Origin of the sequence: Arthrobacter sp. EpRS71, assembly GCF_001512285.1 — a bacterium.
GTDB lineage: Bacteria > Actinomycetota > Actinomycetes > Actinomycetales > Micrococcaceae > Arthrobacter.
This window is the reverse complement of record NZ_LNUV01000001.1, coordinates 367,597-391,493: the sequence shown is the minus strand read 5'-3', so window position 1 is coordinate 391,493 and position 23,897 is coordinate 367,597. Positions and strand designations below refer to the sequence as shown.

24 protein-coding genes, 1 tRNA gene and 1 pseudogene are annotated in these 23,897 nt (G+C 61.5%); 14 read left to right on the top strand and 12 right to left on the bottom strand.

All coding sequences use genetic code 11. From position 1 onward, the window contains the following. Positions 1-136: 136 nt before the first annotated feature. A complete protein-coding gene (locus AR689_RS01750) occupies positions 137-742 on the bottom strand; it encodes an ANTAR domain-containing response regulator (protein WP_011774540.1) in 606 nt (201 codons plus the stop codon). A gap of 188 nt (positions 743-930) precedes the next feature. On the opposite strand from AR689_RS01750, the gene AR689_RS01745 reads away from it, so the two are divergent. The 4 genes from AR689_RS01745 (at position 931) to AR689_RS01730 (ending at position 3,126) form a co-directional block, all read left to right on the top strand. Then, positions 931-1,012, top strand: a tRNA-Leu gene (locus AR689_RS01745). A gap of 480 nt (positions 1,013-1,492) precedes the next feature. Next, positions 1,493-2,281 carry a hypothetical protein gene (locus tag AR689_RS01740; RefSeq protein ID WP_062065918.1) on the top strand — a complete coding sequence of 263 codons (789 nt, stop codon included), beginning with the start codon at positions 1,493-1,495 and terminating at the stop codon, positions 2,279-2,281. 273 nt (positions 2,282-2,554) lie between these two features. After that, complete coding sequence (locus tag AR689_RS01735) at positions 2,555-2,761, top strand: ribbon-helix-helix protein, CopG family (protein WP_231745404.1); 207 nt, start codon at positions 2,555-2,557, stop codon at positions 2,759-2,761. Next, entirely contained in the window at positions 2,758-3,126 is a 369-nt protein-coding gene (locus AR689_RS01730; protein WP_062065915.1) for a type II toxin-antitoxin system death-on-curing family toxin, read from the top strand. The genes AR689_RS01735 and AR689_RS01730 overlap by 4 nt, the downstream gene beginning before the upstream one ends. Positions 3,127-4,325: 1,199 nt before the next feature. Here the strand turns inward: AR689_RS01730 and AR689_RS01725 are convergent. The 4 genes from AR689_RS01725 to AR689_RS01710 are packed head-to-tail and all read right to left on the bottom strand — an operon-like array spanning position 4,326 to position 7,057. After that, a complete protein-coding gene (locus AR689_RS01725; RefSeq protein ID WP_062065912.1) occupies positions 4,326-5,798 on the bottom strand; it encodes a DUF4389 domain-containing protein in 1,473 nt (490 codons plus the stop codon). Between the two features lie 16 nt (positions 5,799-5,814). Continuing rightward, positions 5,815-6,264 carry a universal stress protein gene (locus tag AR689_RS01720; RefSeq protein WP_062065909.1) on the bottom strand — a complete coding sequence of 150 codons (450 nt, stop codon included), beginning with the start codon at positions 6,262-6,264 and terminating at the stop codon, positions 5,815-5,817. Then, positions 6,264-6,731: a flavodoxin family protein gene (locus tag AR689_RS01715; RefSeq protein WP_062065906.1), complete on the bottom strand. Its 468-nt coding sequence runs from the start codon at positions 6,729-6,731 to the stop codon at positions 6,264-6,266. Before AR689_RS01715 ends, AR689_RS01720 begins: the two co-directional genes overlap by 1 nt. Next, entirely contained in the window at positions 6,728-7,057 is a 330-nt protein-coding gene (locus AR689_RS01710) for a DUF3040 domain-containing protein (RefSeq protein ID WP_062065903.1), read from the bottom strand. The genes AR689_RS01715 and AR689_RS01710 overlap by 4 nt, the downstream gene beginning before the upstream one ends. Positions 7,058-7,292: 235 nt before the next feature. Here AR689_RS01710 and AR689_RS01705 point away from each other — a divergent pair, with 235 nt between their 5' ends. Beyond that, positions 7,293-7,739, top strand: a complete 447-nt coding sequence (locus AR689_RS01705) for a universal stress protein (protein ID WP_062065900.1) — start codon at positions 7,293-7,295, stop codon at positions 7,737-7,739. 1 nt (position 7,740) lies between these two features. After that, positions 7,741-8,184, top strand: coding sequence for a pyridoxamine 5'-phosphate oxidase family protein (locus AR689_RS01700; protein WP_062065897.1), 444 nt, complete (start codon positions 7,741-7,743; stop codon positions 8,182-8,184). Between the two features lie 83 nt (positions 8,185-8,267). On the opposite strand, the gene AR689_RS01695 is transcribed toward AR689_RS01700, so the two are convergent. The 3 genes from AR689_RS01695 to AR689_RS23635 form a co-directional block, all read right to left on the bottom strand. After that, complete coding sequence (locus AR689_RS01695; RefSeq protein WP_024820823.1) at positions 8,268-9,131, bottom strand: universal stress protein; 864 nt, start codon at positions 9,129-9,131, stop codon at positions 8,268-8,270. 83 nt (positions 9,132-9,214) lie between these two features. Then, positions 9,215-10,531: an MBL fold metallo-hydrolase gene (locus AR689_RS01690; RefSeq protein ID WP_082697735.1), complete on the bottom strand. Its 1,317-nt coding sequence runs from the start codon at positions 10,529-10,531 to the stop codon at positions 9,215-9,217. A gap of 167 nt (positions 10,532-10,698) precedes the next feature. After that, positions 10,699-10,830 (bottom strand): hypothetical protein, encoded by a 132-nt coding sequence (locus AR689_RS23635; protein WP_286158869.1) that lies wholly within the window; start codon positions 10,828-10,830, stop codon positions 10,699-10,701. A gap of 240 nt (positions 10,831-11,070) precedes the next feature. Here AR689_RS23635 and AR689_RS01685 point away from each other — a divergent pair, with 240 nt between their 5' ends. Further along, entirely contained in the window at positions 11,071-11,769 is a 699-nt protein-coding gene (locus AR689_RS01685) for a response regulator (RefSeq protein ID WP_062065895.1), read from the top strand. A gap of 4 nt (positions 11,770-11,773) precedes the next feature. Here the strand turns inward: AR689_RS01685 and AR689_RS01680 are convergent, their stop codons facing one another. Further along, entirely contained in the window at positions 11,774-13,483 is a 1,710-nt protein-coding gene (locus AR689_RS01680; protein WP_062065893.1) for a sensor histidine kinase, read from the bottom strand. Positions 13,484-13,635: 152 nt separating this feature from the next. Here AR689_RS01680 and AR689_RS01675 point away from each other — a divergent pair, with 152 nt between their 5' ends. The 3 genes and pseudogenes from AR689_RS01675 (at position 13,636) to AR689_RS01665 (ending at position 16,757) form a co-directional block, all read left to right on the top strand. Then, positions 13,636-14,106, top strand: a complete 471-nt coding sequence (locus AR689_RS01675) for a pyridoxamine 5'-phosphate oxidase family protein (RefSeq protein WP_062065890.1) — start codon at positions 13,636-13,638, stop codon at positions 14,104-14,106. A gap of 95 nt (positions 14,107-14,201) precedes the next feature. Continuing rightward, positions 14,202-14,783: pseudogene (locus AR689_RS01670) on the top strand (alcohol dehydrogenase catalytic domain-containing protein); the annotation flags it as partial. A gap of 39 nt (positions 14,784-14,822) precedes the next feature. After that, entirely contained in the window at positions 14,823-16,757 is a 1,935-nt protein-coding gene (locus AR689_RS01665) for a heavy metal translocating P-type ATPase (protein WP_062065888.1), read from the top strand. Here AR689_RS01665 and AR689_RS01660 read toward each other — a convergent pair. Further along, a complete protein-coding gene (locus tag AR689_RS01660) occupies positions 16,696-17,118 on the bottom strand; it encodes a pyridoxamine 5'-phosphate oxidase family protein (RefSeq protein WP_026546671.1) in 423 nt (140 codons plus the stop codon). The two genes, AR689_RS01665 and AR689_RS01660, sit on opposite strands and share 62 nt — an antisense overlap. Positions 17,119-17,286: 168 nt before the next feature. Here AR689_RS01660 and AR689_RS01655 point away from each other — a divergent pair, with 168 nt between their 5' ends. Continuing rightward, positions 17,287-17,793 carry a pyridoxamine 5'-phosphate oxidase family protein gene (locus AR689_RS01655; protein WP_062065886.1) on the top strand — a complete coding sequence of 169 codons (507 nt, stop codon included), beginning with the start codon at positions 17,287-17,289 and terminating at the stop codon, positions 17,791-17,793. Here the strand turns inward: AR689_RS01655 and AR689_RS01650 are convergent. Continuing rightward, positions 17,790-18,584 carry a universal stress protein gene (locus AR689_RS01650; protein WP_231745407.1) on the bottom strand — a complete coding sequence of 265 codons (795 nt, stop codon included), beginning with the start codon at positions 18,582-18,584 and terminating at the stop codon, positions 17,790-17,792. The genes AR689_RS01655 and AR689_RS01650 overlap by 4 nt on opposite strands. A gap of 169 nt (positions 18,585-18,753) precedes the next feature. Between AR689_RS01650 and AR689_RS01645 the strand changes: the two genes are divergently transcribed. The 3 genes from AR689_RS01645 (at position 18,754) to trxA (ending at position 22,992) form a co-directional block, all read left to right on the top strand. Beyond that, positions 18,754-19,902: an acetate/propionate family kinase gene (locus AR689_RS01645; protein ID WP_062065880.1), complete on the top strand. Its 1,149-nt coding sequence runs from the start codon at positions 18,754-18,756 to the stop codon at positions 19,900-19,902. Positions 19,903-19,909: 7 nt separating this feature from the next. Then, a complete protein-coding gene (locus AR689_RS01640; protein ID WP_062065877.1) occupies positions 19,910-22,321 on the top strand; it encodes a phosphoketolase family protein in 2,412 nt (803 codons plus the stop codon). 242 nt (positions 22,322-22,563) lie between these two features. Then, positions 22,564-22,992 (top strand): thioredoxin, encoded by a 429-nt coding sequence (trxA, locus tag AR689_RS01635; protein WP_062065874.1) that lies wholly within the window; start codon positions 22,564-22,566, stop codon positions 22,990-22,992. Between the two features lie 195 nt (positions 22,993-23,187). Here the strand turns inward: trxA and AR689_RS01630 are convergent, their stop codons facing one another. Beyond that, positions 23,188-23,835 carry a TetR/AcrR family transcriptional regulator gene (locus tag AR689_RS01630; RefSeq protein WP_062065870.1) on the bottom strand — a complete coding sequence of 216 codons (648 nt, stop codon included), beginning with the start codon at positions 23,833-23,835 and terminating at the stop codon, positions 23,188-23,190. Positions 23,836-23,897: the final 62 nt, after the last annotated feature.

Here is a 23,897-nt window from a genome sequence, read left to right as displayed (position 1 = left end):
CTTCCGGCGGGGCCCGCTTTTCGTTTGTTCGTGGTGAGTGCCGCTGCATGCGGTGAGTAGCGCTGTTTGTGGCGAGTACGACGGCGGCCGCGCACCTCGTGTGAGGTGAGCGGCCGCCGTCGTGCGTTGCTTTGTGTTAGTTGACCTGGTTGATGATGGTTTCGGCAACCTCACGCATGCTGAGGCGGCGGTCCATGGAGGTCTTCTGGATCCAGCGGAAAGCTTCCGGCTCCGTCAGGCCCATCTTGGTGGTCAGAAGGCTCTTGGCGCGCTCTACAAGCTTGCGCGTAGCGAACTGCTCCTGGAGGTCGGAAACCTCGTTCTCGAGTGCCTTGATCTCCTCATGGCGGGACAGTGCGATCTCGATGGCCGGGATCAGGTCCGCGGGGGAGAACGGCTTGACGACGTACGCCATGGCACCGGCGTCGCGTGCGCGCTCCACCAGTTCCTTCTGGCTGAAAGCAGTCAGCAGGACAACAGGTGCAATGCGCGCCTTGACGATCTTCTCAGCAGCCGAGATACCGTCCATGACAGGCATCTTGACGTCCATGAGGACAAGGTCAGGCTTGAGTTCCTCGGCCAGCTGCACAGCTTTCTCGCCGTTGTCTGCCTCGCCGACGACGTCGTACCCCTCGCCCTTCAAAATCTCGATAATGTCCAGGCGGATGAGGGTCTCATCCTCGGCAACGACAACGCGTCGGGCCGGCTGGGCTGTGGACGTGGACTCCGTCTGTTCGGTCACGGGATCTCCTTGAAAAGGTTCGGCGGGTTCATGTCCATCTTAGTGTGGACGGTTGCGTTGCGTGTTTCTGTTGCACCAGCGCGCCCGATTCTTTGAAATAGCCTATCTCCATGTAGAGTAATTCCGCGTGCTGGGAACGGATCGCGTTGCTCACAGAAATGGGAGCCGCTGAGTTCCCGGTGATCCGCGCCCGAGTGGCGGAATTGGCAGACGCGCTGCACTCAAAATGCAGTATCGAAAGGTGTGTGGGTTCGAGTCCCACCTCGGGCACAGGAAGACCCCCTCGTCAGAGGGGGTTTTTGCTTTAACGTGTGTACATTCTGGTTGGTCAGGTCCCTCTGACACTGGCCGCGGGATGTGCCTGGCGCCGCGGGTCGCCTGTTTGGTTGTGAGGGAGCGGGTTCAGGGTCGTGGCTGGTTGTCCCTCCGCTTGCTGTGAACTGGGGCTATGTGTTCCCTTCTTGCTTGCGTACTCCCAGTGACGCCGCAGGCCTGCAACAGGCCCGCTTCTCCGAGCATTACTCAGCTCGTGACAAAAACCGTTTGCAGGACTACGGTCCGTGCGCCACAACGGGCGTCGGAAGCAACAGTGTGCTGTCACGGGGATGACTTTCGGCACAGTTCCGTCCAAGTCTTCATTGTCACGGGTTCTCTACCGGAGGAGACTTGATTCGACGGCGTCCAATGCGCCGCCCGCGAGGCCAGCAGGCTGCGGGGCCTCACAGTGCCTTGTAGCGGCCTGGTGGATCAATGACTTTTGTGACACCCCTCGCAAAGCCCACTCAGCGGTTGCGCCGTCTCTTGCCCTTGGTGACGATCGCACTGATTGGGTGTCTCGGCGGGTGTGAGTATGAGTCGGACGACGCCTCCCTCCCGTCTCCCAGTTCTCCGGCTTCGGAGGCTCCCACGGTCTCACCGCTGCCGGAGAGTCGCGACAGTCGCAAGGTCTACCCGCTGCCCGAGAGCGGTGATATCGACGCCGGCACCTACCTGGTCCCCGTCGCCGGCTACAAGGAGCCTTTCGAGATCACCGTCCCAGGCGGCTGGTCTGCTCTCGACGGCAATAGCTTGGGCAAAGATGACCCGGATCACCCGGCTGAATGGGCCGTCTCCCTGACTCTTGGGCCCGCGTTCTATGTGTCGCAGGACGCTTGTAACTGGAGGGGAGCCCTTGCCGATGTCGGCCCTGCGGCCGAGGCCTTCATTAGGGCTATGGCGGCGCAGTCGTCAACGGCAAGCACTCCTGCTGTCAAGGTCAGGGTGGGCGACTACCCAGGCTTTGAGTTCGACCACTCTGTCGAGGGCGATGTGGACACCACGGCCTGCAACACCGGCAAGTTCTGCATCCACTCAGAAATGATGTACCACTGCACACACTGGTACTCGACTCAGAATGAACGCGAGACCTACCGGGTGGTCGACGTGGCGGGCCGGCGGGCTGTCGTCGCGATGGGCTATATCGACGAATCGATCAATCCGGAGCTGATGAGAGAGGCGCGCACTGTCTTCGACTCAATCGTGTTTAAGTCCTTCAAATGACCACCTGATCCGATGGGCGATCCCGCCCCGCGAGGCACCGACTCCTTCTCTGAACCCACCGACGTCACATAGCCTCACTGTGTCGGAACCCTTGGGATACGAAAGTGAGAAACTAGGCCAGAACTTCGGTCTGTGAACAGCAGAGCGGCAGCGGGCCAAAAGAGGGGGACTGCTTTCAGACCTGACATGTGCGCCGTTACCGGTTTTACTTCCCTCGGTGGAGAATGTGTTCGTTCCGGCCCGCTTGGGTACCGGTTTGGTACCATGGGGCTCATGGCTATGAATCTCCGTGTCCCTGAGGACCTTGATCGACGGTTGGAGAAGTTGGCTGCCGAGGAACACACGTCCAAGTCCGCACTCCTATTGCAGGGGGCCGAATTGGTTCTGCAGCGCCACGCGCGCCGGCGTGAAATTGGCGGGGGCCTTGATTTTGTTATGAGTCATGACGCTGATCTGCTGAAGCGCCTTGAAGACGCGTGACAGCGTACCTGGACATTGAGGATGCCCTTCAGGTAGTTGATCGGTACGGCTTTCATATCCGTGATGTCGGGTTGTTGGCTTCGGCATTGGCCAGGCCGGCTACGACTGTCATGGGCGCGGAGACCTATCCGCATCTCGCGGTGAAGGCTGCAGCCTTGTTGGAGTCGGTCGCCAGGTTTCATTCACTCATTGATGGCAACAAGGGGACGGCGTGGACGCTCATGGTGCTGCTGCTGTGGATCAACGGTTACCGGCATGACTTCACGACGGATGAAGGCTTCGACCTCGTCGTCGGAGTCGCTGCGGTTACTATCGACCTGCCGCACGCTGCCGCCGAGATTTCCAGGCATCTGGTGCCCCGTTAGTCCTCCGTCGCATCCGAAATGGGGTGTGGACGATGTCCACACTTTCCACCTCGGACCGGCTCGTACAGCCGCCGGACTGGCCCGGATTCCGCAGGTCTTTGCGGGATTCCAGTGTTTCCACGGCCAAGGATCCCGTTCGAGTTCCACCTCGGGCACAGGCAGACCCCCTCGTCAGAGGGGGTTTTTGCTTTAATGTGTGTACATTCCGGTTGGCCAGGTCCCTCTGACACTGGCCGCGGGGTGTGCCTGGCGCCGCGGGTCACCTGTTTGGTTGTGAGGGAGCGGGTTCAGAGTCGTGGCGGGTTGGCCCTCCGCGTGCTCTGAGCTGGGGTTATGTGTTCCTCTCCTGGTTCGTTCGCCAGGTCCGCGTTGTCCTACACCCCTTCATGGGTGGGAGCACTGAGCACTGAGCGCGACATGTCTTGGGGAACTTGCGTCGAAGATCTTGGCCTGGCGCCTTTTTGGAATGATGAGGCCTTGGCTGGTGGATGCTTTGTCAAGCCAAAGGGGGGTGTGGATATTGTCCACACTCAAATCTTCTTTCCAGCGAGGGAAGCCCGCGCTGCTCAGATGACGGGCCCAAACAACCAGGTCTTCCACATGGCCGGGTCCGGCGCTTTTCCGGGTCGCTCAAAGAGAACCCCCACATGGTGTCTGAAGGCGTCATTCCCTCTGCGCTCATTCGCTCAAGGATGAGCGCGAAGGTGCGTTCCAGAGTGTCGTAAGGTCCCTTGTGCACAGTTTGGAGGGCGTCCGGCGCCGGAAGCAGGCTGCTGATAACCTCCCCCGAAGCGGAAAACCAGGCGTCACGGGAAGGCTCGCCTCTACGTCGACGGTGTCGGTTGGCATCCCGCGGTACATGGCGAACGGCGGGCCGGTAGGGCTGGCATTCTGCGACTGCGTAGCGGCCATGACTGCCCGAAGGAACGGCCGAAGAAATCCGTGAGATTCGCAATGGGCCACCTCAGCGCACTGAACGGAATCAATGCCATGTGGACGAATGGTGGTGTGTCGAACACGTTGTCCGCGGCTACCGCGACGGAAGCAACGACACCGACATGCCTACGTCGTCGTTTAGCGTTCCTCGAGCTCCCTGCGGCTCCGCTGCGATCAACAGTTTCAGCCCTACGGCGAGCACCATGGCTGTCAAACCACGACGGCGACCACTCGCCGTCGTGGGTTTCTTCGCGACGCCGGTGCTACCGCGGGCGCGGAAGGGCCGTCGTTGACGGCGGGCCGGCCCTTCCGTCAGTGTTCGTGGGCCGCAGTGGCTCGGGATCGAAGGCACCCTGGTCAAGGCGGAACGGCGGATATTCGTCGCGTATCAGGGCTCCGTAGATGAGCACACGGTAGACCCAGCGATTGATGCCCATGATGAAGGCGAACAGGGGGCGCGGATAGCTGCCGGTAAACAACAGGATTACCAAGGCGATGAGGACCAGTAGACCCAGTAAGGACAGTCCGCCGCCGCGATCGTTGACCACGCCGGCGGGTCCGTCCTCGGTTCGCCAGGCCCATGTCGCCGTTCCCGTGAACGCCCCCACGATCAGCAGTTGCGGTATGAGCAGCAACCAGGACTTTACAAGAACCAGGCCCCGGGACAGGCGGGCCGGATAATCCACCTCCACGTTCGCCGGGTAGTCGGTCCGGGAGAGGCTGAACGGCGGATAGTGATCGGTCCCGCCTGCGGCGTAGGCATAGAAAGCCACGCGCCAGTTCCATCGGAGGACGCCTACATTGAAATGAAAGAGAGACAGCGGGTAGCGGCCCGTGAAAAGGATGGCGAACCAGGCAATGATGCTGGTGACAGCGAACGCGAACCAGAGAAAAAACAGCACGAAGAAATGGGGGATGGCGAGGAACCATTTCACCAGCCACATCCAGGGCGACAGGGCAGGGTCCAACTGGCCGGTGAAATGGAGCGGTGAGCTCATGGTGCCTGCCGGTGTGGAGCCTTGCGCTGCCGCGGATTTCGAAGGAGGCTGCCCCGGCGATCCTCCGCCACGGCCCAGACCTACGGCGCCCAACACCAACAGAGGCACGCCGACAAGGATGGCCAGCATGCCGGCGAACAGCAGGCCCATGGCGGCGGGCTTGATGAGTTCCGAACGGAAGCCGGCTTGCAGATCTGCGGAAACCCGGCCGCTGGCGTCAGCGTTCATCACCACCACCGTCCAATTGCCGGGAGCGATATTCCAGGTGAGCTGCTGCTCACCAGGGCCGGAGGCTGATGCTGCCCAGAAGTGCTGGGCACCGGGCGCTGCGGGGGTGGATGATCCTGGAACGTCCCTGTAAACCGGCCGGAAGGGTTGGAACTTCACTTCGCGCAATTCGGTGTGGTGTACGCCTGCGAGGTACCTGTCGACCTCGTTTTGGGGTGCAATGCCGATGAACAGTTCACGGGCGGTCTCCGTTGCAGTGGCCCGGAGCCTGAGGGTTCCGACGTCGAAGGGAAGCCTTTCGGGGGTGCCCTCGCCTACGGCATCGAGTTGGGGGGAGACCAGTGCACGGGACGATACCGTGTACCGCTCTGTTGGGGAGGCGAAGAAGGCTCCATCGTCTTGGGAAGAAGCGAGCCAAGCCGCTGCCGCACCTGCCGCTGACAATGTAAAGCCGAGCAAAGAAAGAACAATGCCGACAATGAGGAGGACGATGTGACCAGGCTTTTTCATATCTGGAGTTCTTCGATCAGAAGTCGCTGTTGCCCGCGGAATGGACCACCAAGACGGGGCAGTGCGCGTGCGCAACGCAGGCCGAACTGACCGAACCCAGGAGGAGTCCACCAAAACCACCGTGACCGCGCCGGCCTACCACCAGAAGTGACGCATGTTTGCTGCCTTCAACGAGCCCCGCACGGGGTGAACGTTGAACAAGGCGGGAACTGACGTTCCTGGGCTTCTCAGTACCGAAAGCCTCTGCCACCGCCTTGTCGAGTCGTGCCTCGGCATCATGGGCAAAGCCATCTACGCCCATGGCCAGATATCCCTCGTATCCCAGCGGCATCTCCCAGCACCCCCACGCTTCAAGCGGTGCATCGAGCGCCAGCGCAATGCGTTGTCCGTGGCGTAGTGCTGCCACCGATGCCTCGGAGCCGTCGACGCCAACAATGATCTTGCTCGGGTCAAGCCAGCCTGCCATCACGCACTCCTCTGGATTCCATCTGCTGTGGCAATGGACAGGAGTTCTTCACCCCACGCAGTTGCGCGGGACATCTCTCCGTCAAGCAAGGGCCCCTCAGTTCCCTTGACGTAGAAGGCCATGGGTTTGGAAATAGTGCTGGCTCCGGCCTCTTTGAGGGTCTTGGTGATTTTCCGGGCTGCATCACCGTGGATGAACAACTTCACCCGCGTATCAAAGCCGGCCGCAACCACCCCTGCGAGCCCACGGCTACCAAGTCGGGACAGAGCCTCCATCGTCTTCTGGGTGGGACGCCATCCGTTGATGGGGCTTCCCACTACTAATAGGTCGCCGGAGGAGATATCTTCGGGTCGGAGCTGCCCGACGGGCAACACTTTCGCGTTGAGTGAGCTGAGGCCCGTTGCAATGGCCTCAGCGATCGACTTCGTGTTGCCAAAGCCGGAATCGTAAATGACGAGTGCTTTCATGACTGTTCCCTGTTCTTCTCGTGAGCGTTTGTCCGGCCGCGTGGCTTCCCGGACAGAGGGCGGTCACCTATGAAAATGGTTGCCCAGTACGTTCCTGCACCCATGGCGAGGAAACCCAGCACGCCCAGTGCCAGACTGCCGAGGGGGAAACTCACCAGCAGCAATCCGAGCCCGCCGAGGGCAGCGAGGCCGCCTCGCTTGATGCCCTTCCAGCGGCGCCGACTCAGGTCGTCCAAGCTCATCAGTGCTGCCAGCTTGGGGTCATCCTCCCGAAGAGCCTCTGAAATTTTCTCCAGTTCGAGCCGTTCGAACTCCGAAAGCGCCATGGTGTGCCTCCTGCCTTCACTCCCAGCATGGGTGGTGCCGGAGGCAGGAAACAGGGCCGAAAGTCACAGCCGGACCCGGCGCAGCGCCATGAAGTCTCAGCGGCCCATCGAAGAACTCCGATCCACTGAGGGTGCTAGCTGAGGCCTGCGCTGCCATGACCTTCGGCCCTGTTCGATGCTGTCTGTTGACGGCATTCTGGCAGGAAGAAAAGTCACAAGCGCCAGGAGGATAAAGATGAGCAAGGACGGATCACCAGGGAAGATTGTTGTAGGGGTGGATGGTTCGGAGCCGTCCATCGAGGCGCTCCGCGAAGCCCAACGTTTGGCAGTCGCCTTGGGGGCAACAGTGGAGGCTGTTGCGTACTGGGATTTTCCGCCGGTCTATGAGGGCTATGTGGCTGTGGGGATCACGGGATTTCAGGAGGCTGCCGGGCAAGTCCTGAAGGTGTCAGTCGAAAAGGCATTCGGCCTTGACGTGCCGGACAACGTCATTTCGCATCTGGAACAGGGCCATCCCCGGCAAGGACTGATCAAAGCAAGCCGCGGAGCGGAGATGGTGGTCGTGGGCAGGCGCGGCCATGGCGGATTCGGCGGCCTCCTGATGGGATCGGTCAGTTCGGCCTGCGTCGCCCACGCACGTTGCCCGGTTCTTGTAGTGCACACGCCCGAAAAGGAAGCATGAAATGAGTGTGCCCAGCCAAGAACCTGTACGCATCGATGGTGCCCGTCACGTCAGCGAAGACCTTAGTGAGGTGCAGTGCTGGGCGAGGCTTAGTTCGCATGACACAGGGCGGATAGGTTTCGTCCACCACGGCAGGGTAATGATCTTGCCTGTCAACTACCTGGTTCACGATCACGCCATTTACTTCCGCACCTCGCTGGAAGGGTTGATTGGTGGGCCGGTGGCCCGAATGCAGACATCTTTCCAGATCGACGATGCCAGGGCTGATCGAAGCGAAGGGTGGTCGGTGTTGGTCAGCGGGTCCTCGTCCCATGTAGTTGACCGGGAGTTACTCACGCGGCTTTGGGGCAATATGACGGCAGAACCGTGGGCTGGTGGGGACAGAGCCCTCTTCATCTGTATCCAGCCCGCCATCATGACAGGGAAGCACGTATATCTCGCCTAGCTGAAACGCGAAAGTGCGGGCTTGCCCGGGGACCGGCAAGCCCGCACTTTAAGTGACCCCGGGTTTGGGGTGCACTGTTGCTTTCAGTCGGAGTGTTTGACCGGGCTGATCCGCGCGATAATTGTGGGACACGGCAATTTGGTGAGAACTGCGTGCGCTGTGGAACCCAACAAGAGGCGTTTGAAGCTGCCTCGTCCACGGCTACCGACCACCAGCAACTGCGCAGTGGCCCCTGCCGCGAGCAATGCTTCGGCGGGCCGTGTGTGGGTGTCGAGGACCTGGTGCACCACCAGATCAGGGTACTTGTCTGCCAATCCGGCGACAGTCTCGGCCAAGACCACGCGCTCCTCTTCCGTGATGACCTCGAAGTAGTTGGTGTGGGGTACGCCGCGGGTTACCCATGGTTCTGGTGTGAGGAAGGCATGGAGGACAGTCAGCTCTTGGCCCTGGCGGTCGGCCTCTGCTGCGGCAAATGCGACGGCCTGTGTGGCCTCTTCAGAACCATCCACGCCAACTACAATCCCTTTGCGGTGTGTCATGTCGTGCTCACCGATAACTGCTACGGGACAACGCGCAACGGCGGCAACCTGTAAAGCGCGATCTGTCAGGGAACCGCCAGCCCAACCATGGCCGGAACCAATGACCACCATGGCGGCCTTTTTGGACCTCTTGCCCAAAGCGTAGCCGGCCCCACCAGAGACGAGGTCCGTGGTGACATTGACGGTGGGTTCCATCTTGGCGGCCCGGTCCTTCGCAGCGGCAAGAAAGTTGATGCCGGATTCCCGGATCCACTCGTTATAGCCCACAGAATCGTACGCCCAGCGGTCATCCACGGCATGGACAAGCTGTACCGGCAGCTTCAAAGTGGCGGCTCTATGCATGGCCCATCCCATGGCAGCCTCGCTGCTGGGTGAATCGTTGACACCGACGACAATTGCTTCATTCATGGCTGGGCCCGTTCTTCGTTGATGGGTTCCCCGGACGTCGGCCGGGGCCTTGTTGCCAGTTTGTACCGTGTTCTTAGTGCCGGTTAGGGCCGGAAGTCCTTATTCCGGTGTGGCGATGGCGATGGTCTGGTGATGTACGTCATTCGTGGTGCTTGCGGGGCTGAATGCATCCACCGGATGATGGCGTCCGAGTCGGCGTGGGCGCTGAATCCTTCGAGTCGAACCACCTCTGCCCGGATTTGGACGTCTTGCCCGTAGACCCTCAGCTCACGTGACCCGGCCTCCAGAGCTGCACCCCTGGTGCCGGCGGCCTGGTATCCGCTCAGGACGATCGCGTTGTTGGGGTCATTGCCGTACGCCTCGATGTGATGCAATATTCGTCCTCCGGTCAGCATTCCGCTGGCGGAGATGATGATCATGGGACCACCCCTGAGGTTAAGGAGCTTGGAGCCGTCTGCCGACCGGGTCATAGTGGCCACCCGGTACATGTCCTTGAATTCATCCGGGTGAAGGCGGTGTTCGTCCGGATGCTGCTGATACATATAGGAAGCATCGATGGCCATGGGGCTGTTGAGATACACGGGAATATCCGGAATGAGGCCTTTTCGGCGAAGCCGCGCCAACTGAAGCATGAGTGTCTCCGCCCTGCCAACGGCAAATGCCGCGATCAGTATGACTCCGCTGCGCTTCGCCACCCGGGAAACCACCTCGCCGAGTTCCACCTCAGAGCTACCGGCTGGGTGGGTCCTGTTGCCGTAGGTGGACTCCGTTACCAACACGTCGACGGCCTCAAGCTCCCGGGGAGGATACATGAGCGGGTCGTCGTCGCGGCCCAGGTCGCCGGTGAAATGAAGGGAGTTGCCGCCCACTCGGATCTGTAGCTGCGCCGCTCCCAGGATGTGACCGGCTGGCACGAAAGTGGCCTCGACGCCGCTGCCGAGGTCAAGGGCCTTGTCGAACTCAACGGGGCGGAAACTATTGAGCGACTTCACTGCATCTGCCGCCGTATACAGGGGCACGGCAGGAGTGTGGATGGACGATCCACGGTGGTCGGCGTACCTGGCCTCTTCTTCCTGCAGGTGTCCGCTGTCTGGCAGCAGGAGTTTGCACAGTTCGGTGGTCCCGTGTGTGGCATGGACGGGACCTCTGAAACCATCCCTCACGAGCCTGGGAACGTACCCGGTGTGGTCCAAGTGGGCATGCGTCAGCAAGACAGCGTCGATGGATGCAGGGGAGACAGGAAAAGGCTGCCTGTTCCGTAAGCGGAGGCGTTTGTAGCCTTGGAACAGCCCACAGTCGACCAGGATTCGTGTCCCGTGGAAGTCCACAAGGTAGCGGGAGCCAGTGACGGTATCCGTGGCGCCCAGAAAGCGCAGCGTTGCGGGGTTTTTGGTGGCCATGACGATGCTCCATCCTTAAGGCAGGGTACGGCTCCACGGGGTGAACCAAGGCCGGGCCATTGAGGGTTGCTCACTGCAATGAAGCCATGGGCGCCGCGCGGTGACGCGGCGCCGATGGGTGATTTGGTGGTTATGGCGTAGACGCCACATGGTGGTGCCTGTATTCCTCAGTGCTTGTCAGTGCTTGGCTTGATCGCCAGAGCGGTCACCACCAAGGCCACCGCGCCTGGGATCCAGGCACTCCACGCTGCGCCGGCCGCGATCACGGTGTAGTCCTGCCAACGCGTCCATTTCTTCATGGGGATCGATACTCCTTCATTTTGTCCGATACCGGGGCCGCCCATCTTCTGCGAGCGGTTTCGGGTCTCCCGTTCTTCCAGCGTCGGTAAAACGGCGCGTTCTCAACAGGGCCTAAAGTCACACGCGCCGGCAGGGTCCTTGGGCCCTTGTGGGCAGGGCCGGCAGTCGGCAAGAATTTGGCAGAGCCGCCTACACAAAGCTCTCGATATTGCGGCCATCGGCCGCCGGACAGGAGAATCATGGATCGCCCAGAAACAGCCGGTGAAGCCACCGGCGTTTCCCCCGGAGAGCCAATCCGCGTTTTCATCCTCGACGACCATGAGCTGGTTCGCAGAGGCCTCCAGGAACTCTTGGAAGACGAAGGTTTCGTGGTTGTCGGCATGTCTGGTTCGGCGGAAGAAGCGACGCGCCGGATTCCGGCATTGCGTCCCGATGTCGCTGTTCTGGACGCACGGTTGCCCGACGGCACCGGAATCGCGGTGTGCCGGGACGTTCGCTCCGTGGACCCTGGACTGAATTGCCTGATCTTGACTAGTTACGACGACGAACAAGCCCTCCGCGCCGCTGTTCTTGCCGGGGCTGCAGGCTACGTCCTGAAGGAAATCGGGGGCACAGACCTGCTGGGTGCCTTACGCAAAGCTGCCCACGGCGAGTCGTTGTTCGACGACGCCGTCAAGACGAGAATCGTGCAGGGCCTCACGACGCCGAAGAGACAGGATCCCAGGACAGCTTCCCTCACGCCGCAAGAGCGCCGTGTCCTTGAGTATGTTGGTCAAGGCATGACCAATCGCCAGATCGGCGAGGAGATGCTCCTGGCCGAGAAGACGGTGAAGAACTACGTCTCGTCCCTGCTGGCCAAGCTAGGGTTTGAACGCCGAACCCAGGCGGCGGTGTTCATGGCTCAAGCACCTGAAGAGGATGCCGGTTCCCTGCGCTAAAGGATCAGCTCAGCGGCACAGACCATGTCATCGATGTCCCGTTTCCAGGCGCACTGGTGATGGTACTGGTGCCGTTCATCTCCTTTGCGCGCAGAGCTATGTTGGCCAGACCGTTTCCCGGGGCAGGATCGACAAACCCACATCCGTCATCCATCATTTCCAAGGTCAGCCGTCCTTCGGCCACTGACACTGAAACGTTGATGGATTGAGCTCCTGAGTGGCGCACGGCATTGCTGAGGCCTTCAGATACGACAGCAAGCAAGTGTTTGATGATGGCTTCGTCATCTACCGAGTCAACGGCACCAGCCAGCGTCAGATGTGGCGCGTACGGCAGGGACTTGGCGCCGGCCTGGATCGACTGCAGGATGCGGCCGCTCAACGACTCCCGCTCACGGGTACTGGCCTGCAGCGAATAGATGGTGTTGCGGAGATCGCGGATACTCGTGTCCAGCTCTTCGGTCACTGAGTCGATCTTGCTCAAGGCAGCCTCGCCAGTTGTGAAACGCCGGAGGCTTTGGACGCTCAGGCCAGCTGCAAACAGCCGTTGTATGACCAGGTCATGGAGATCCCGTGCGATTCTGTCCCTGTCGGAGAACACCACCACTTGTTCCCGGAGCCGGTGAATCCGTTCCAGCGCCAGCGCGAGTGCCACGTGGGAACCGAAGACCGCCCCCATCTCCACATCGGTCTTTGAAAAATTACCTGTACCGGGATCGCGGGCAAGGACCAACAGGCCATGATGGGCTCCTTGGGCGCTGAGGTCGATGATCAGCAGCCGGGCCGACGCCCCTTCGTTGGCGAGACCGAGCAGATCCTTGGAGTCATCAAGGCGAGTGGCCTTTCCGGTGCTTGCGACGCCCTGCACTTCCGCGGCTTTCATCGCCAAAGACGCGCCAGCGAATTCAGCGCCACGGGCACCAGCCGTGCCCGCCACTACATAGGGCTTATGAGGAGACGGAACCAGGATCAAGGCCAGATGGGAACCCGACTCCCTGAGGGCTCTCGCCGCTATCAGGTCCAATGCCGAGTCTTCTGCTTTCCCCAGCTGGTCGGCGCCGAGCATTCTTCCAGTAACGTCCATGCAGGCCTCAAGCCAAGAGGCGCGGCGGCGGGCATCCTCGTAGAGCCGGGCATTCTCGATCGCCACGCCGGCCGCCGCAGCCAACGCCACGGCCAAGTCCTCATCCTCCGGCGTAAAATCTCCGCCGCCTTCTTTTTCGGTCAGGTAGAGATTCCCGAACACCACATCCCTTACCCGCACCGGGACTCCCAGGAACGACTTCATGGGAGGGTGGTGTTGCGGGAATCCGTAGGCTTTCGGATGGTGGCCGAGGTCGTGGAGGCGCAGCGGTTCCGGCTCTGTGATGAGCAGTCCGAGGACACCGTGTCCAGTAGGGAGTGGGCCGATGCGTTGGGCGAGCTCGCCGTCTATACCTACCGTAATGAAATGACTGAGAGCGTTGTCCTCCCCGATGACTCCCAAGGCACCATAGCGCGCCTGAAGCAGGCTACATGCAGAGGTGACCACGCGGTCCAGCACCGCTTCCAGGCTCAGGTCTTCTGCCACTGCCACAACGGCTTCGAGTAAGCCCCGTGTTCTTTCCTGCGCCAGGAGAAGCTCGCCGGCGCGGCCTACGAAGTCCTTCAGGAGGTCCTCAATCCGGATCCGCGGCACAACGTTGGGTTGGGGCTCAGGTGCTTCTGAGTCGTTCACCAGTTCCTTTCGAAGAATGCCGAAATTCCTGTGGGGACCGAACGGCGTCCTGATGCCAGACTACTCTGGCGCTTGCCGACCAGCTACGAAACGCTGCGTGAGTGGGCCTTTGTGCCCTGTTGTCCCCGCCCAGCCGGACCTACGGTCAAACCATGACGAACAAACCCACGGTCCCGGAAGCTGAGATCCTGGACAACAAGCAGTGTTGGGAACTGCTGCGCAGCGTCTCGGTGGGCCGACTCGCAGTTTGGGCGCAGGACCATCCCGACATCTTTCCCATTAACTACAAGGCAGACCACGGCACGCTGGTCTTCCGCACCGGCGAGGGGAGTAAGCTCCACGCCGCCCTCAGTTCCACACCGGTGGCGCTGGAAACTGACGGGGTAGACCCACAATCGGGAGTCGCGTGGAGTGTGGTGGTCAAGGGCAAAGCAGAGAGCATCAAGCTGACCCAGGAAGTACTGGACACTGTCGGTCTGCTGCTCTTCCCGTGGCAGGCCGGGCGGAAGGACCATTTTGTCCGGATCGTTCCCACCTCGTTGACCGGGCGCCGCTTCAAAGTAACCCCACCGCTGACGTGGTGGAGTCCGCTCGACGACGCCACCAGGGCGGGTTCGGAATGAACACAAGGCCAAGTGCCGACGTCGAACGTCTGGCACCGGACGAATGCCGGGACGCCCGGTGTTTCAGCCAGGCATATTAAGGACGGAACAACACCATGAAGGCACTCTTCTACGGTGGCCCTGGCGAAAAGTCTTGGACAGACGTTTCGGACCCCGTCATTCTGCACCCCACCGACGCAATCGTGCGCATCGACACCACCACCATTTGCGGTACGGATCTGCACATTCTCAAGGGAGACGTCCCTGCGGTTCAGGCGGGGCGCATCCTCGGGCACGAGGGGGTGGGGACCGTCACCGATGTGGGGAGCTCGGTCGGTTCACTCCGCCGGGGTGACAGGGTGGTCATCTCCTGTATCAAGTCATGTGGGCATTGCGGCAATTGCAGGAAGGGCATGTTTTCGCACTGTCTCGGTGACGAAGGACAATCTGGAACCGGCTGGATCTTCGGCCACCTCATCGACGGTACCCAGGCCGAATTCGTTCGGGTTCCCTATGCCGAGAACTCCCTGCACAAACTGCCCCCCGGCGTGACCGACGACGAAGCCGTGATGCTCTCCGACATACTGCCCACGGCCTTCGAAATCGGAGTCCAGGCCGGGCACGTGGCCCCGGAAGACGTCGTGGGCATCGTGGGGGCGGGATCCATTGGCCTTGCGGCCATGGAAGCCGTTGGTGTTCCGGAGATCTGCCGAAACCCTCATGACTGACCAGCGGACATGACACACCGTCTGCTGCACTCGGCCTTGCGCTTTCCATTAGTGACAGCAACCGTGGTGGTGCTCGTCACCGTCGTGGTCCTGACAGTCATCGGACTAATACCAGCAGCCCAAGGGCTGGCGAGCATTTTTGCCCTTAGTGTTGCCCTCTACCGGGCCGTCACCATGATCAAAGGGCTCCTGCACGGGCGCTGGGGCATTGACCTTCTGGCCGTGATGGCCATTTGCTCAACTGTTGCGGTGGGGGAATACCTGGCATCCCTGATCGTGGTGCTGATGCTGACAGGCGGCGAAGCGCTGGAACAGTTTGCCCAAGGCCGCGCCACCAAGGAGCTCCGTGCACTCTTGGATCGGTCCCCACGGAATGCGCACCGGGAACGGCCCGGCCTGCCCGTGGAAGATATTTTGGTGGATGCCGTGGTTCCGGGGGACGTGCTGCTGGTCAGGCCGTCAGAGTTGGTTCCGGTGGACGGCACCTTGCTGTCCGACGTCGGAACCTTTGACGAGTCAGCGCTGACGGGCGAAAGCCTGCCTGCTGAGCGAACCAAGGGCGAACTGCTGCTCAGCGGTTCGATCAACGGCGCCGATGCCGTGCGTATGAAGGCCACGGCCACCGCAGGGGATTCCCAGTACAGCCAAATAGTTGCCTTGGTTCAGGAAGCTGCGGCAAGCCGCGCGCCGACGGTACGGCTTGCCGACAAGTATGCGGTGCCGTTCACTCTGGTCGCTTTGGTGCTGGCGGGCGCGGCGTGGTTCTTCAGCCAGGATCCGGGACGGTTCGCTGAGGTTCTGGTGGTAGCCACACCATGCCCATTGTTGATAGCTGCACCTGTCGCGTTCCTTGCGGGGACCAGCAGGGCCGCACATGCCGGCATCATTATCAAGAACGCCGGGACGTTGGAGCAACTCAGCAGAGTCAGGACCGCCGTCTTCGACAAGACAGGGACCCTCACCCAAGGCAACCCCGCCATGGCCGGAATCCGGGTGGCCCCGGCATCGAATCTGTCCGAAAACGCCCTGCTGCAGTTGGCCGCCTCTGCTGAGCAGTATTCCACCCACGTTTTGGCGGCTTCAGTCATCGCAGCAGCCCGAGCGCGCGGCCTGGCTCTGGTACCGGCAACGAGCGCTAGTGAACATGCAACCAACGGTGTCACGGCCGACTGCGGAGACCACCACGTAGTGGTCGGAAAACCTGCTTACGTCAGTTCCCTGGTGAGCGGTTTCGACATGACGACACTGCCCGGAGGCCATCTCGGGATTTACGTAGGAGTGGATGGCCGGTTTGCCGGCACTCTGGTCATGAGCGATCCATTGCGCCCAAATGCGAAGGACACCCTGACGGAACTTCGGAGGCTCGGGGTGGTGGAGACGATGCTCCTGACCGGAGACGCTGCAACGACGGCCCACCACATCGCCGTGGAGGCCGGCATCAGCAACGTCATGGCCGAATGCCTGCCCGCTGACAAAGTTACTGCCGTAGCCGCGCTCCCGCTGAGGCCCGTGATGATGGTTGGCGACGGCGTCAACGACGCTCCGGTACTGGCAGCGGCCGACGTCGGCATCGCCATGGGTGCCAAAGGTGCCACTGCGGCCAGCGAGTCGGCGGACGTGGTGATCATGGTCGATGACCTGTCCAAGGCTGCGGTCGCGGTTGGTATCGGGCAGCGTACCCTTCGCATCGCACGGACCAGCATTTGGACAGGGATACTGCTGAGCCTCGGGCTGATGGTGATGGCCTCGCTTGGCATGATTCCGGCCGTCGCCGGGGCGCTGCTGCAGGAGCTGGTGGATCTTGCCACCATTCTCAATGCCCTCAGGGCCTTGGGTCCTGGACGGTCTGGTGCGTCAGCGCAGTCAGTGGAGGCCCGTGGGGTCAATACCGCTCCGGTTCATCACCGAGTTCAAAGTGGCGGCCGTGGACCCGGGTGGGAGTGATCTCAACGTAGGTGTATTTTCGGGTCGGGATCCACGGCTTCAAGGGCAGCTTGTCTGCCTCGTCGATCTCCGATTGCGACTCGATCACCCTGGCAGTCCCCTTAAGGACAACACTCCAGGCTTCGGCGTCGACGATCTCCTCCACTTCGAAAGCAACCTTCTCATTGACGGTCAGCTCAGCGAGCTTCGTCCCCGGATTTGTCCTCAGCAGCAGACGCTGGTTGTGAGCGATGAAATTCAGTGGGTAGATGTCCGGCTCGCCCAGAACGCTGACAGCCAAACGACCATGCTGGTTACGTTCCAAGACCTTCCATGAGTCGGCTTCGGAGAGGACGGTTCCGGGGCGTTCGTCGGTTTCCATGGTCTTTGTCTCCTGCGTGAGGTGGGACTGCACGGAGCACGGTCCCCTGGTATCTGATACTCGTGATCCTACGGATGCGAAGGTACTCCCAAACAGGGGCTAAGGTCCTGCGGAGGGAGGGACTTTCTGCCCTATAGGTGCGTTGCCGGAAGGGATAGGCTCGGCCCCATGGAGAACACATCGACGGACCAAGACGTTAAAGAGCTCAGTGTCCACGACTGCTGGAAGTACCTTCAATCGGTGTCCATCGGCAGGATCGCCCTCATCAACGGTGAAGAGCCGGAGATCTTTCCGGTGAACTTTGTTCCAAACTACGGGACTGTTCTTTTCAGGACAGGGCCGGGGACCAAACTCGACGCCCTTCGGGAAGGGGCGGTGATTGCTCTGGAAGCCGATGGGTTCAACCGTTACGGGACAGTCGCTTGGAGTGTCATCCTCAAAGGAAGCCCGGAGTTCGTGACGCAGCCCGAAGACATTCAGGAGGCAGTCGATGCCGGCCTGTCGCCTTGGCAGCCCGGCGCCAAGGACGTCTTGGTCAGGGTTACGCCCTCGGAGGTCAGCGGTCGCCGGTTCGTCATCAGCCCGCCGTCGAAGTGGTGGCCTCCGCTGGATCCGGCCGCCTCTGACGTTCACGACGGCGAAACTCAGGAGGTCCCGCCCGGCACCGCTGGCTAGGGTCGGGTCAGGATCGTGGGGCACTGCACCTGCAGGAGCACATGCTGGGCAACGGAGCCCAGCAGCACGCTCACACCTCCCCGCCCTTTGCAGCCCATGACCAGCAACTGCGCTTGCCTTGCAGCAGCTATCAGCGCATCTCCGGGGCTACGAGTGGTATCCAGGACTTGCTTTACGACGACGGACGGGAACTCGTGCGTGACCTGTTGGACAGCCGCGCCAAGGACCTTCCCACCTTCGGCAAGCCCAACCCCGGGCCCCGTTGCGTGAACAACTATCAATACATCATTCAAACGTTCGGCCTCTCTGGCCCCTTGATCCAGGGCATCGAGTGACTCAGCGGAGCCGTCAACGCCAACCACTACTCCGGAACGCTGTTGAGGCGCCGGCCCTGGGACAACGGCGACATCGCACTTGCTGGTCACAGCCACTTGGAAACTGACCGAACCGTATCCCTGCCCTTCCGTGCCGGGTCTGCGGTCCATGCCCACCACCACCATCGAGTAGGCCGGAGACAACGAAGCAATCGTTGCGGCAGGTTCGCCGGACAGCCGTTTCGTGGCAATGCGCAGCGTTGGGAAGGCTGACGCGAGCCGTTGCGCTTCGCTGGTGAGCAGGTCCTCAGCGCGGCATAGGGCCAGTTGATGGTCGTTCTCCCGGGGGTAAGCCCACTGTCCGGGGACCACGTGGACCAGGGCGAGGCCAAGATCAAATGAATCCGCGCGGGCCGCAGCCCAGTCAGCCACAGGTGAGCCCGCCCGTGAGCCGTCAAGGGCAACCAGAATCTGCATCTTCACGAACCGACGTTCCCTTCGGATTGCCAACGGTGGTGGTCTCCACTATCGGCGGGACTCTCCGCCGTCGCAAGGGCCGGAAGACCCTCCCGCTGAGCGGCGCAGTGCGTTAGGGTCCACAGCAGAGCCATCGATCCTAGCTTGCCCGTGGAAGTGAGAGGAGATCATGCGTGTTCTTGTGCTGAATCCCGGTTCTTCATCGCTGAAGTACCACCTGCGTGACACAGCAGCTACCAGCCCGGCTGCTGGCATTCTTGCGTCCGGACAGGTTGACTGGCCACCGGACGAGCGTTCCAGCACGATCCGCCTGCACGCTGCCTTTGAAGAGCTGAATGACACCGTGAAGCGCCTAGGTCCCACGCATCCGGAGGCTATTGGACATCGCGTAGTCCACGGCGGCGTGCGGTTCAGCACCCCGGTCCGTGTCACCGCGGACGTGATGGCGGCCATCGAAGGGCTAAGTCCCTTGGCGCCGCTCCACAACCCAGCCAGTGTTGCCTGCATTGACGCCGCCGGCGAACGGTGGCCCGCCCTCCCACAGGTGGCCGTCTTTGACACGGCGTTCCATCGCACCATTCCAGACTTCGCCGCCCGATATGCCATTCCGGAGGACGCCTACCGGGCCCATCCAGTGAAGCGCTACGGCTTTCACGGCATCTCGGTGGAGATGGCCTGCCGTGACACAGCAGAGTATCTCGCCGCGGCGCCTTTGAATGCGATAGTGGCCCATGTTGGCAACGGCGCGTCCGTCACCGCCGTCAGGAACGGGCTCAGCGTGGACACCTCCATGGGAATGACCCCCTTGGAGGGACTGGTCATGGGGACGCGGTCGGGAGACCTGGATCCTTCCATCGTCCTGTTGATGCAGCACGGTGGTGCAACTGCGAACGAAGTCGACCAGCTTCTGAACCACCGCTCTGGCCTGTTAGCTCTGGCAGGAACCGCTGACATGCGTGAAGTTGGCGCCGCTGCCCGAGACGGAGAACCTGGTGCGATCCTCGCTGTGGACATGGCCGCCTACCGTCTCGCCAAGTACATCGCGGCCTACTCCATGGTGGTCGGCCGGCCTGACGCTCTGGTGTTCACCGGCGGCGTGGGTGAGAACTCTACGCTCTTCAGGGACAAGGTGGTCGCCTGGCTGGGTCCACTTAACCTTGCCCTTGATGAGCGCCTGAATTCGGCCGTCCGGGAAGGCATCCGCCAGATCAGCACCATGGACTCGGCATTCCCGGTGCTCGTAGTACCCAGTGACGAAGAACGCGCCATTGCAGAATCGACGGCGGCGCTGCTCGCCACGCCCCCTATGGAAGGTTGATCCCGACATGAGCCTGGACGAGAACGCCACCGGCACCCTGCCGGACGCTGAGAACTTTGACCTCCTGCACCGGTACTGGTCCGCAGCCAACTACCTGACCGTGGCACAGATCTATCTGCAGGAGAACCCCCTGCTCCGGGAACCGCTGCAAGGAGAGCACATCAAACCCAGGCTCTTGGGTCACTGGGGTACGAGCCCGGGCATGTCACTGATCTACGCACACCTCAACCGCCTGATCCGTCGCACGAGTGCGGAAGTCCTGTTCGTCGCCGGTCCCGGCCACGGAGGCCCCGCCGTCGTCGCCAATACCTATCTGGAGGGCAGCTACTCGGAGGTTTATCCGGCTGTTGGCAAAGACGTGAAGGGTCTCCGGAGACTCGTCCGACAGTTTTCGACGCCGGGAGGCATCGCCAGCCACGTCGGCCCGGCCACGCCCGGCTCCATTCATGAGGGCGGCGAACTGGGCTACTCCCTCATGCATGCCACCGGAGCCGCCATGGACAATCCGGACCTGATCGTTGCCTGCGTCGTCGGTGATGGGGAAGCCGAAACCGGTCCGCTCGAAGGCTCTTGGAAGGCACCCTCGTTCATCAATCCGCTCAGGGATGGTGCAGTGCTCCCAATACTCCACCTCAACGGGTACAAGATCTCCGGTCCCACCGTGCTGGGCCGTCGCCCGAACCTGGAGGTAGCATCACTGCTGGTGGCGCACGGATGGGATCCCATCATCGTCTCCGATGACGACCCAGCCATCGTCCACCCCGCCCTCGCCTCAGCGCTGGACTCAGCCTACGCATCCATCCGCGCCATCCAGTCCCACGCCCGCACAGAGGGAGTCACCGGACCAGCACGATGGCCCGCCATCATCCTGCGAACCCCCAAAGGATGGACAGGACCCGTGACGGTGGACGGAAAGCCCGTAGAAGGAACCCACCGCTCCCACCAAGTCCCGCTGGCCGGAGTCAAGGAAAACCCAGAACATCTGAAACAACTTGAAACGTGGATGCGTTCCTACCGGCCGGAAGAACTCTTCGACACCGACGGGCGCCTTATCCCAGAACTCGCACAGCTCGCCCCGGACGGCGATTTACGCATGGGCGCACTGCCCGCCAGCCGCGGAAGGGGAAGCCGCGACCTGGCAATACCATCGCTCGATCGATACGCCCTCGAAGCTGTTCCCCGCGGAGGCGTGATGCACGGGAGCACCAGGCCATTAGGGGAGATGCTGCGCGATATCTACATCGACACTGCCGATGACCCCAGGTTCCGCCTCTTCTGCCCCGACGAAACCAACAGCAACAGACTCGGTGCAGTCTTTGAAGCCACCGACAGATGCCTCCTCGAATCGGCCGCGACCACAGGAGCCGCGCTCGCCGACGATCATGTTTCCGCCAGCGGACGCGTGATGGAAGTCCTATCCGAACACTTGTGCCAAGGGTGGCTGGAAGGATACGTGCTGACGGGCCGCCACGGCTTGTTCGCGAGCTATGAGGCGTTTGCGATGGTGAGCGCTTCCATGACCATCCAACACGCCAAATGGCTGCAGCATTCACGGGAGCTGACGTGGCGGCAGCCCGTTCCCAGTCTGAACATCCTGCTGACCTCCACCTGCTGGCGGAACGACCACAACGGTTTCAGCCATCAGGGCCCTGGTCTTATCGACACGGTTCTGTCCCTCTCCAGCACGGTCATCCGCGTCTACTTCCCTCCGGACGCAAACACCTTGCTCGTCACCGCGGAACACATGCTCCAAAGCAAGGACTACGTCAATCTGGTGGTAATCGACAAACAGGAACATCCGCAGTACCTGACGCTCGACGAGGCACGGGAGCATGCAGCTGTGGGCGCATCCACCTGGGATTGGGCCGGCAACGAGACGCCCGGAACCCCGGCCGGCCAGGGGCCGGACATTGTCCTTGCAAGTGCCGGAGATGTACCTACTCAGGAGACTTTGGCGGCTGCATGGCTCCTGAAGAAGCACGTCCCGGACTTATCCATCCGAGTGGTCAACGTCATGGATGCCATGGTCTTGCCACCTCCAGAGGTCCATCCACATGGGTTGGCTGATGATAAATTCGAGGAACTCTTCACCGCTGAGGTGGACGTGGTGATGGCGTGGCACGGATACGCGAGGGCACTGCATCAACTCCTGCACGGCCGCCCACATCCCGAGCGATTCCATGTCCGTGGCTACAACGAGCAAGGCACCACCACCACACCGTTCGACATGGTGGTCCTGAACAAGGTCAGCCGCTACCACCTGGTCATGGAAGCATTACGTCGGGCCCGGGGCGAATTTGCGGGGGCGGACCAACTCCTGGAGCACTGCAGGTCTCAGCTCAATGCCCACGCCCATTACATCCGCGAGCACTTCGAAGACCTTCCCGAAATCAGGGACTGGGTGTGGGCGGAGCAGTAGTAGGGTTCAAACGCCGGTCCAGTGTTCTGTTGGATCATTCGTCCTGGTCATGGTGGTCGCGTCGAGGGTTATTCGTCCCGAAAGCGAGGAGGCGATCGAGGTGCCGTTGGGAAAGTAAGCATTGCGACGGTTTGCGATGCCGCGACTTCCCAGGCCCCGACCCACAGATCAGAGGGCTTGGACAGGTCCTCGTTTTCAGTGGCTGAATAAAGCACAATGGAGCTTACGGAGGCCGTAATCACATGAACAAAGCCGTCATCACATGTCCTCATTGCGGCAAGTCGAACCGCGTTCCAGCCGCCGCCGAAGGTCGGCCGCGGTGCGGGAACTGCCGCCACGACCTCCCTTGGATCGTCGAAGCGGACGACGACGACTTCAGTGCGATCGCCGAACGGCCCGGCATTCCGGTATTGGTGGACTTTTGGGCGGTGTGGTGTGGGCCGTGCCGGGTGGTGAGCCCCGTGCTGGACACGTTGGCACACGAACGAGCCGGGCAGATCAAACTTGTGAAGGTCGATGTAGACCATTCGCCGCAGCTTTCGACCAGGTTCGCAATACAGGCAGTGCCGACGTTGATGGTCATAGTTGACGGCAAGATCGTCGCGAGACAAGCCGGCGCGGCTCCCGCGCCGGTGTTGAGGTCCTGGTTGGAGAAGGCGCTCACGAAGTAGTCCGAAAACAGCGGACGACGCCGGACGGCCGATGGTGCAACGCACGCCGAGCCTAATCCCGGTCCAGCGCGTCAACTCGAAGAGTTCGCCAAGGACCCGGACCTTCTCAACACGGCTACCGAGGGCGTCAGCGCGTGCCATACCGGCGACCTGCTGAACAGCTATCCGGCCATCCCGCCGCAGCTGACCGTCCTGCTAGAAATCCGCCGCAAGAATCGTTCGGGACAAGACGACAGCCCGGTCGGTGAGTTCAGCAAGCTCGGCATCGTTGCATTCCGGTGATGCCCAGCGTGTGGCTCCTTCGAGGAGCGTCACGACGACTTTGACCCGTTCTTCAGCCTGTGGAAAGCCCATGTCGACGGCGGCGGCGACGTACATGTTTTGGTGGAGGTCCACCCAATCGTCTACCTGGGAACGCAGCTCGCTGGGGAGAATGTTGGCCATCCTGTCGGTCGCAACCAGAAGGTCCCAGAGGTTGCTTTCGGGGAGTCTCACCTGGCGGGTGAAGTGGAGCCGGACCATGCAATCCCAAAATTCGGAGGCCGATTGCGCGTGGTCCACGGCTTCCAGCAGTGCTTGGCCGAAGCGGTGGAAATGCCAGCGCAGCGATTCGGCGACGATCTCGTCCCGTCCGCCCGGGAAATGCGAGTAGAGGCTGGGCGGCTTGATGTTGACGGCATTGGCGATGGTGCGCATCGATACGGAGTTGAATCCGTTGGCAATGGCCAACTCCAGAAAGGCTTCAAGGATGTGCCGCCTTGATGCTCCTTGGCCAGCCCAATCCCATTCCTCCAGACGGTGCGCGAACGTGTCGCGGGCGGACTTGTAGGACGTGCTGCTCATGATGTGACCCTAACAGTCGGGTGGACGTTGCCTCATTGATCGTGACGCAAAGGGCGGTCGAA

Bases quoted from the DNA above. Each gene is read 5' to 3' on its own strand.
- AR689_RS01740 (WP_062065918.1), top strand. From the start codon at position 1,493: ATGACTTTTGTGACACCCCTCGCAAAGCCCACTCAGCGGTTGCGCCGT.
- AR689_RS01735 (WP_231745404.1), top strand. From the start codon at position 2,555: ATGGCTATGAATCTCCGTGTCCCTGAGGACCTTGATCGACGGTTGGAG.
- AR689_RS01725 (WP_062065912.1), bottom strand. From the start codon at position 5,798: ATGAAAAAGCCTGGTCACATCGTCCTCCTCATTGTCGGCATTGTTCTT.
- AR689_RS01720 (WP_062065909.1), bottom strand. From the start codon at position 6,264: ATGGCAGGCTGGCTTGACCCGAGCAAGATCATTGTTGGCGTCGACGGC.
- AR689_RS01715 (WP_062065906.1), bottom strand. From the start codon at position 6,731: ATGAAAGCACTCGTCATTTACGATTCCGGCTTTGGCAACACGAAGTCG.
- AR689_RS01710 (WP_062065903.1), bottom strand. From the start codon at position 7,057: ATGGCGCTTTCGGAGTTCGAACGGCTCGAACTGGAGAAAATTTCAGAG.
- AR689_RS01705 (WP_062065900.1), top strand. From the start codon at position 7,293: ATGAGCAAGGACGGATCACCAGGGAAGATTGTTGTAGGGGTGGATGGT.
- AR689_RS01700 (WP_062065897.1), top strand. From the start codon at position 7,741: ATGAGTGTGCCCAGCCAAGAACCTGTACGCATCGATGGTGCCCGTCAC.
- AR689_RS01695 (WP_024820823.1), bottom strand. From the start codon at position 9,131: ATGAATGAAGCAATTGTCGTCGGTGTCAACGATTCACCCAGCAGCGAG.
- AR689_RS01690 (WP_082697735.1), bottom strand. From the start codon at position 10,531: ATGGCCACCAAAAACCCCGCAACGCTGCGCTTTCTGGGCGCCACGGAT.
- AR689_RS23635 (WP_286158869.1), bottom strand. From the start codon at position 10,830: ATGAAGAAATGGACGCGTTGGCAGGACTACACCGTGATCGCGGCCGGC.
- AR689_RS01685 (WP_062065895.1), top strand. From the start codon at position 11,071: ATGGATCGCCCAGAAACAGCCGGTGAAGCCACCGGCGTTTCCCCCGGA.
- AR689_RS01675 (WP_062065890.1), top strand. From the start codon at position 13,636: ATGACGAACAAACCCACGGTCCCGGAAGCTGAGATCCTGGACAACAAG.
- AR689_RS01665 (WP_062065888.1), top strand. From the start codon at position 14,823: ATGACACACCGTCTGCTGCACTCGGCCTTGCGCTTTCCATTAGTGACA.
- AR689_RS01660 (WP_026546671.1), bottom strand. From the start codon at position 17,118: ATGGAAACCGACGAACGCCCCGGAACCGTCCTCTCCGAAGCCGACTCA.
- AR689_RS01655 (WP_062065886.1), top strand. From the start codon at position 17,287: ATGGAGAACACATCGACGGACCAAGACGTTAAAGAGCTCAGTGTCCAC.
- AR689_RS01650 (WP_231745407.1), bottom strand. From the start codon at position 18,584: ATGCAGATTCTGGTTGCCCTTGACGGCTCACGGGCGGGCTCACCTGTG.
- AR689_RS01645 (WP_062065880.1), top strand. From the start codon at position 18,754: ATGCGTGTTCTTGTGCTGAATCCCGGTTCTTCATCGCTGAAGTACCAC.
- AR689_RS01640 (WP_062065877.1), top strand. From the start codon at position 19,910: ATGAGCCTGGACGAGAACGCCACCGGCACCCTGCCGGACGCTGAGAAC.
- trxA (WP_062065874.1), top strand. From the start codon at position 22,564: ATGAACAAAGCCGTCATCACATGTCCTCATTGCGGCAAGTCGAACCGC.
- AR689_RS01630 (WP_062065870.1), bottom strand. From the start codon at position 23,835: ATGAGCAGCACGTCCTACAAGTCCGCCCGCGACACGTTCGCGCACCGT.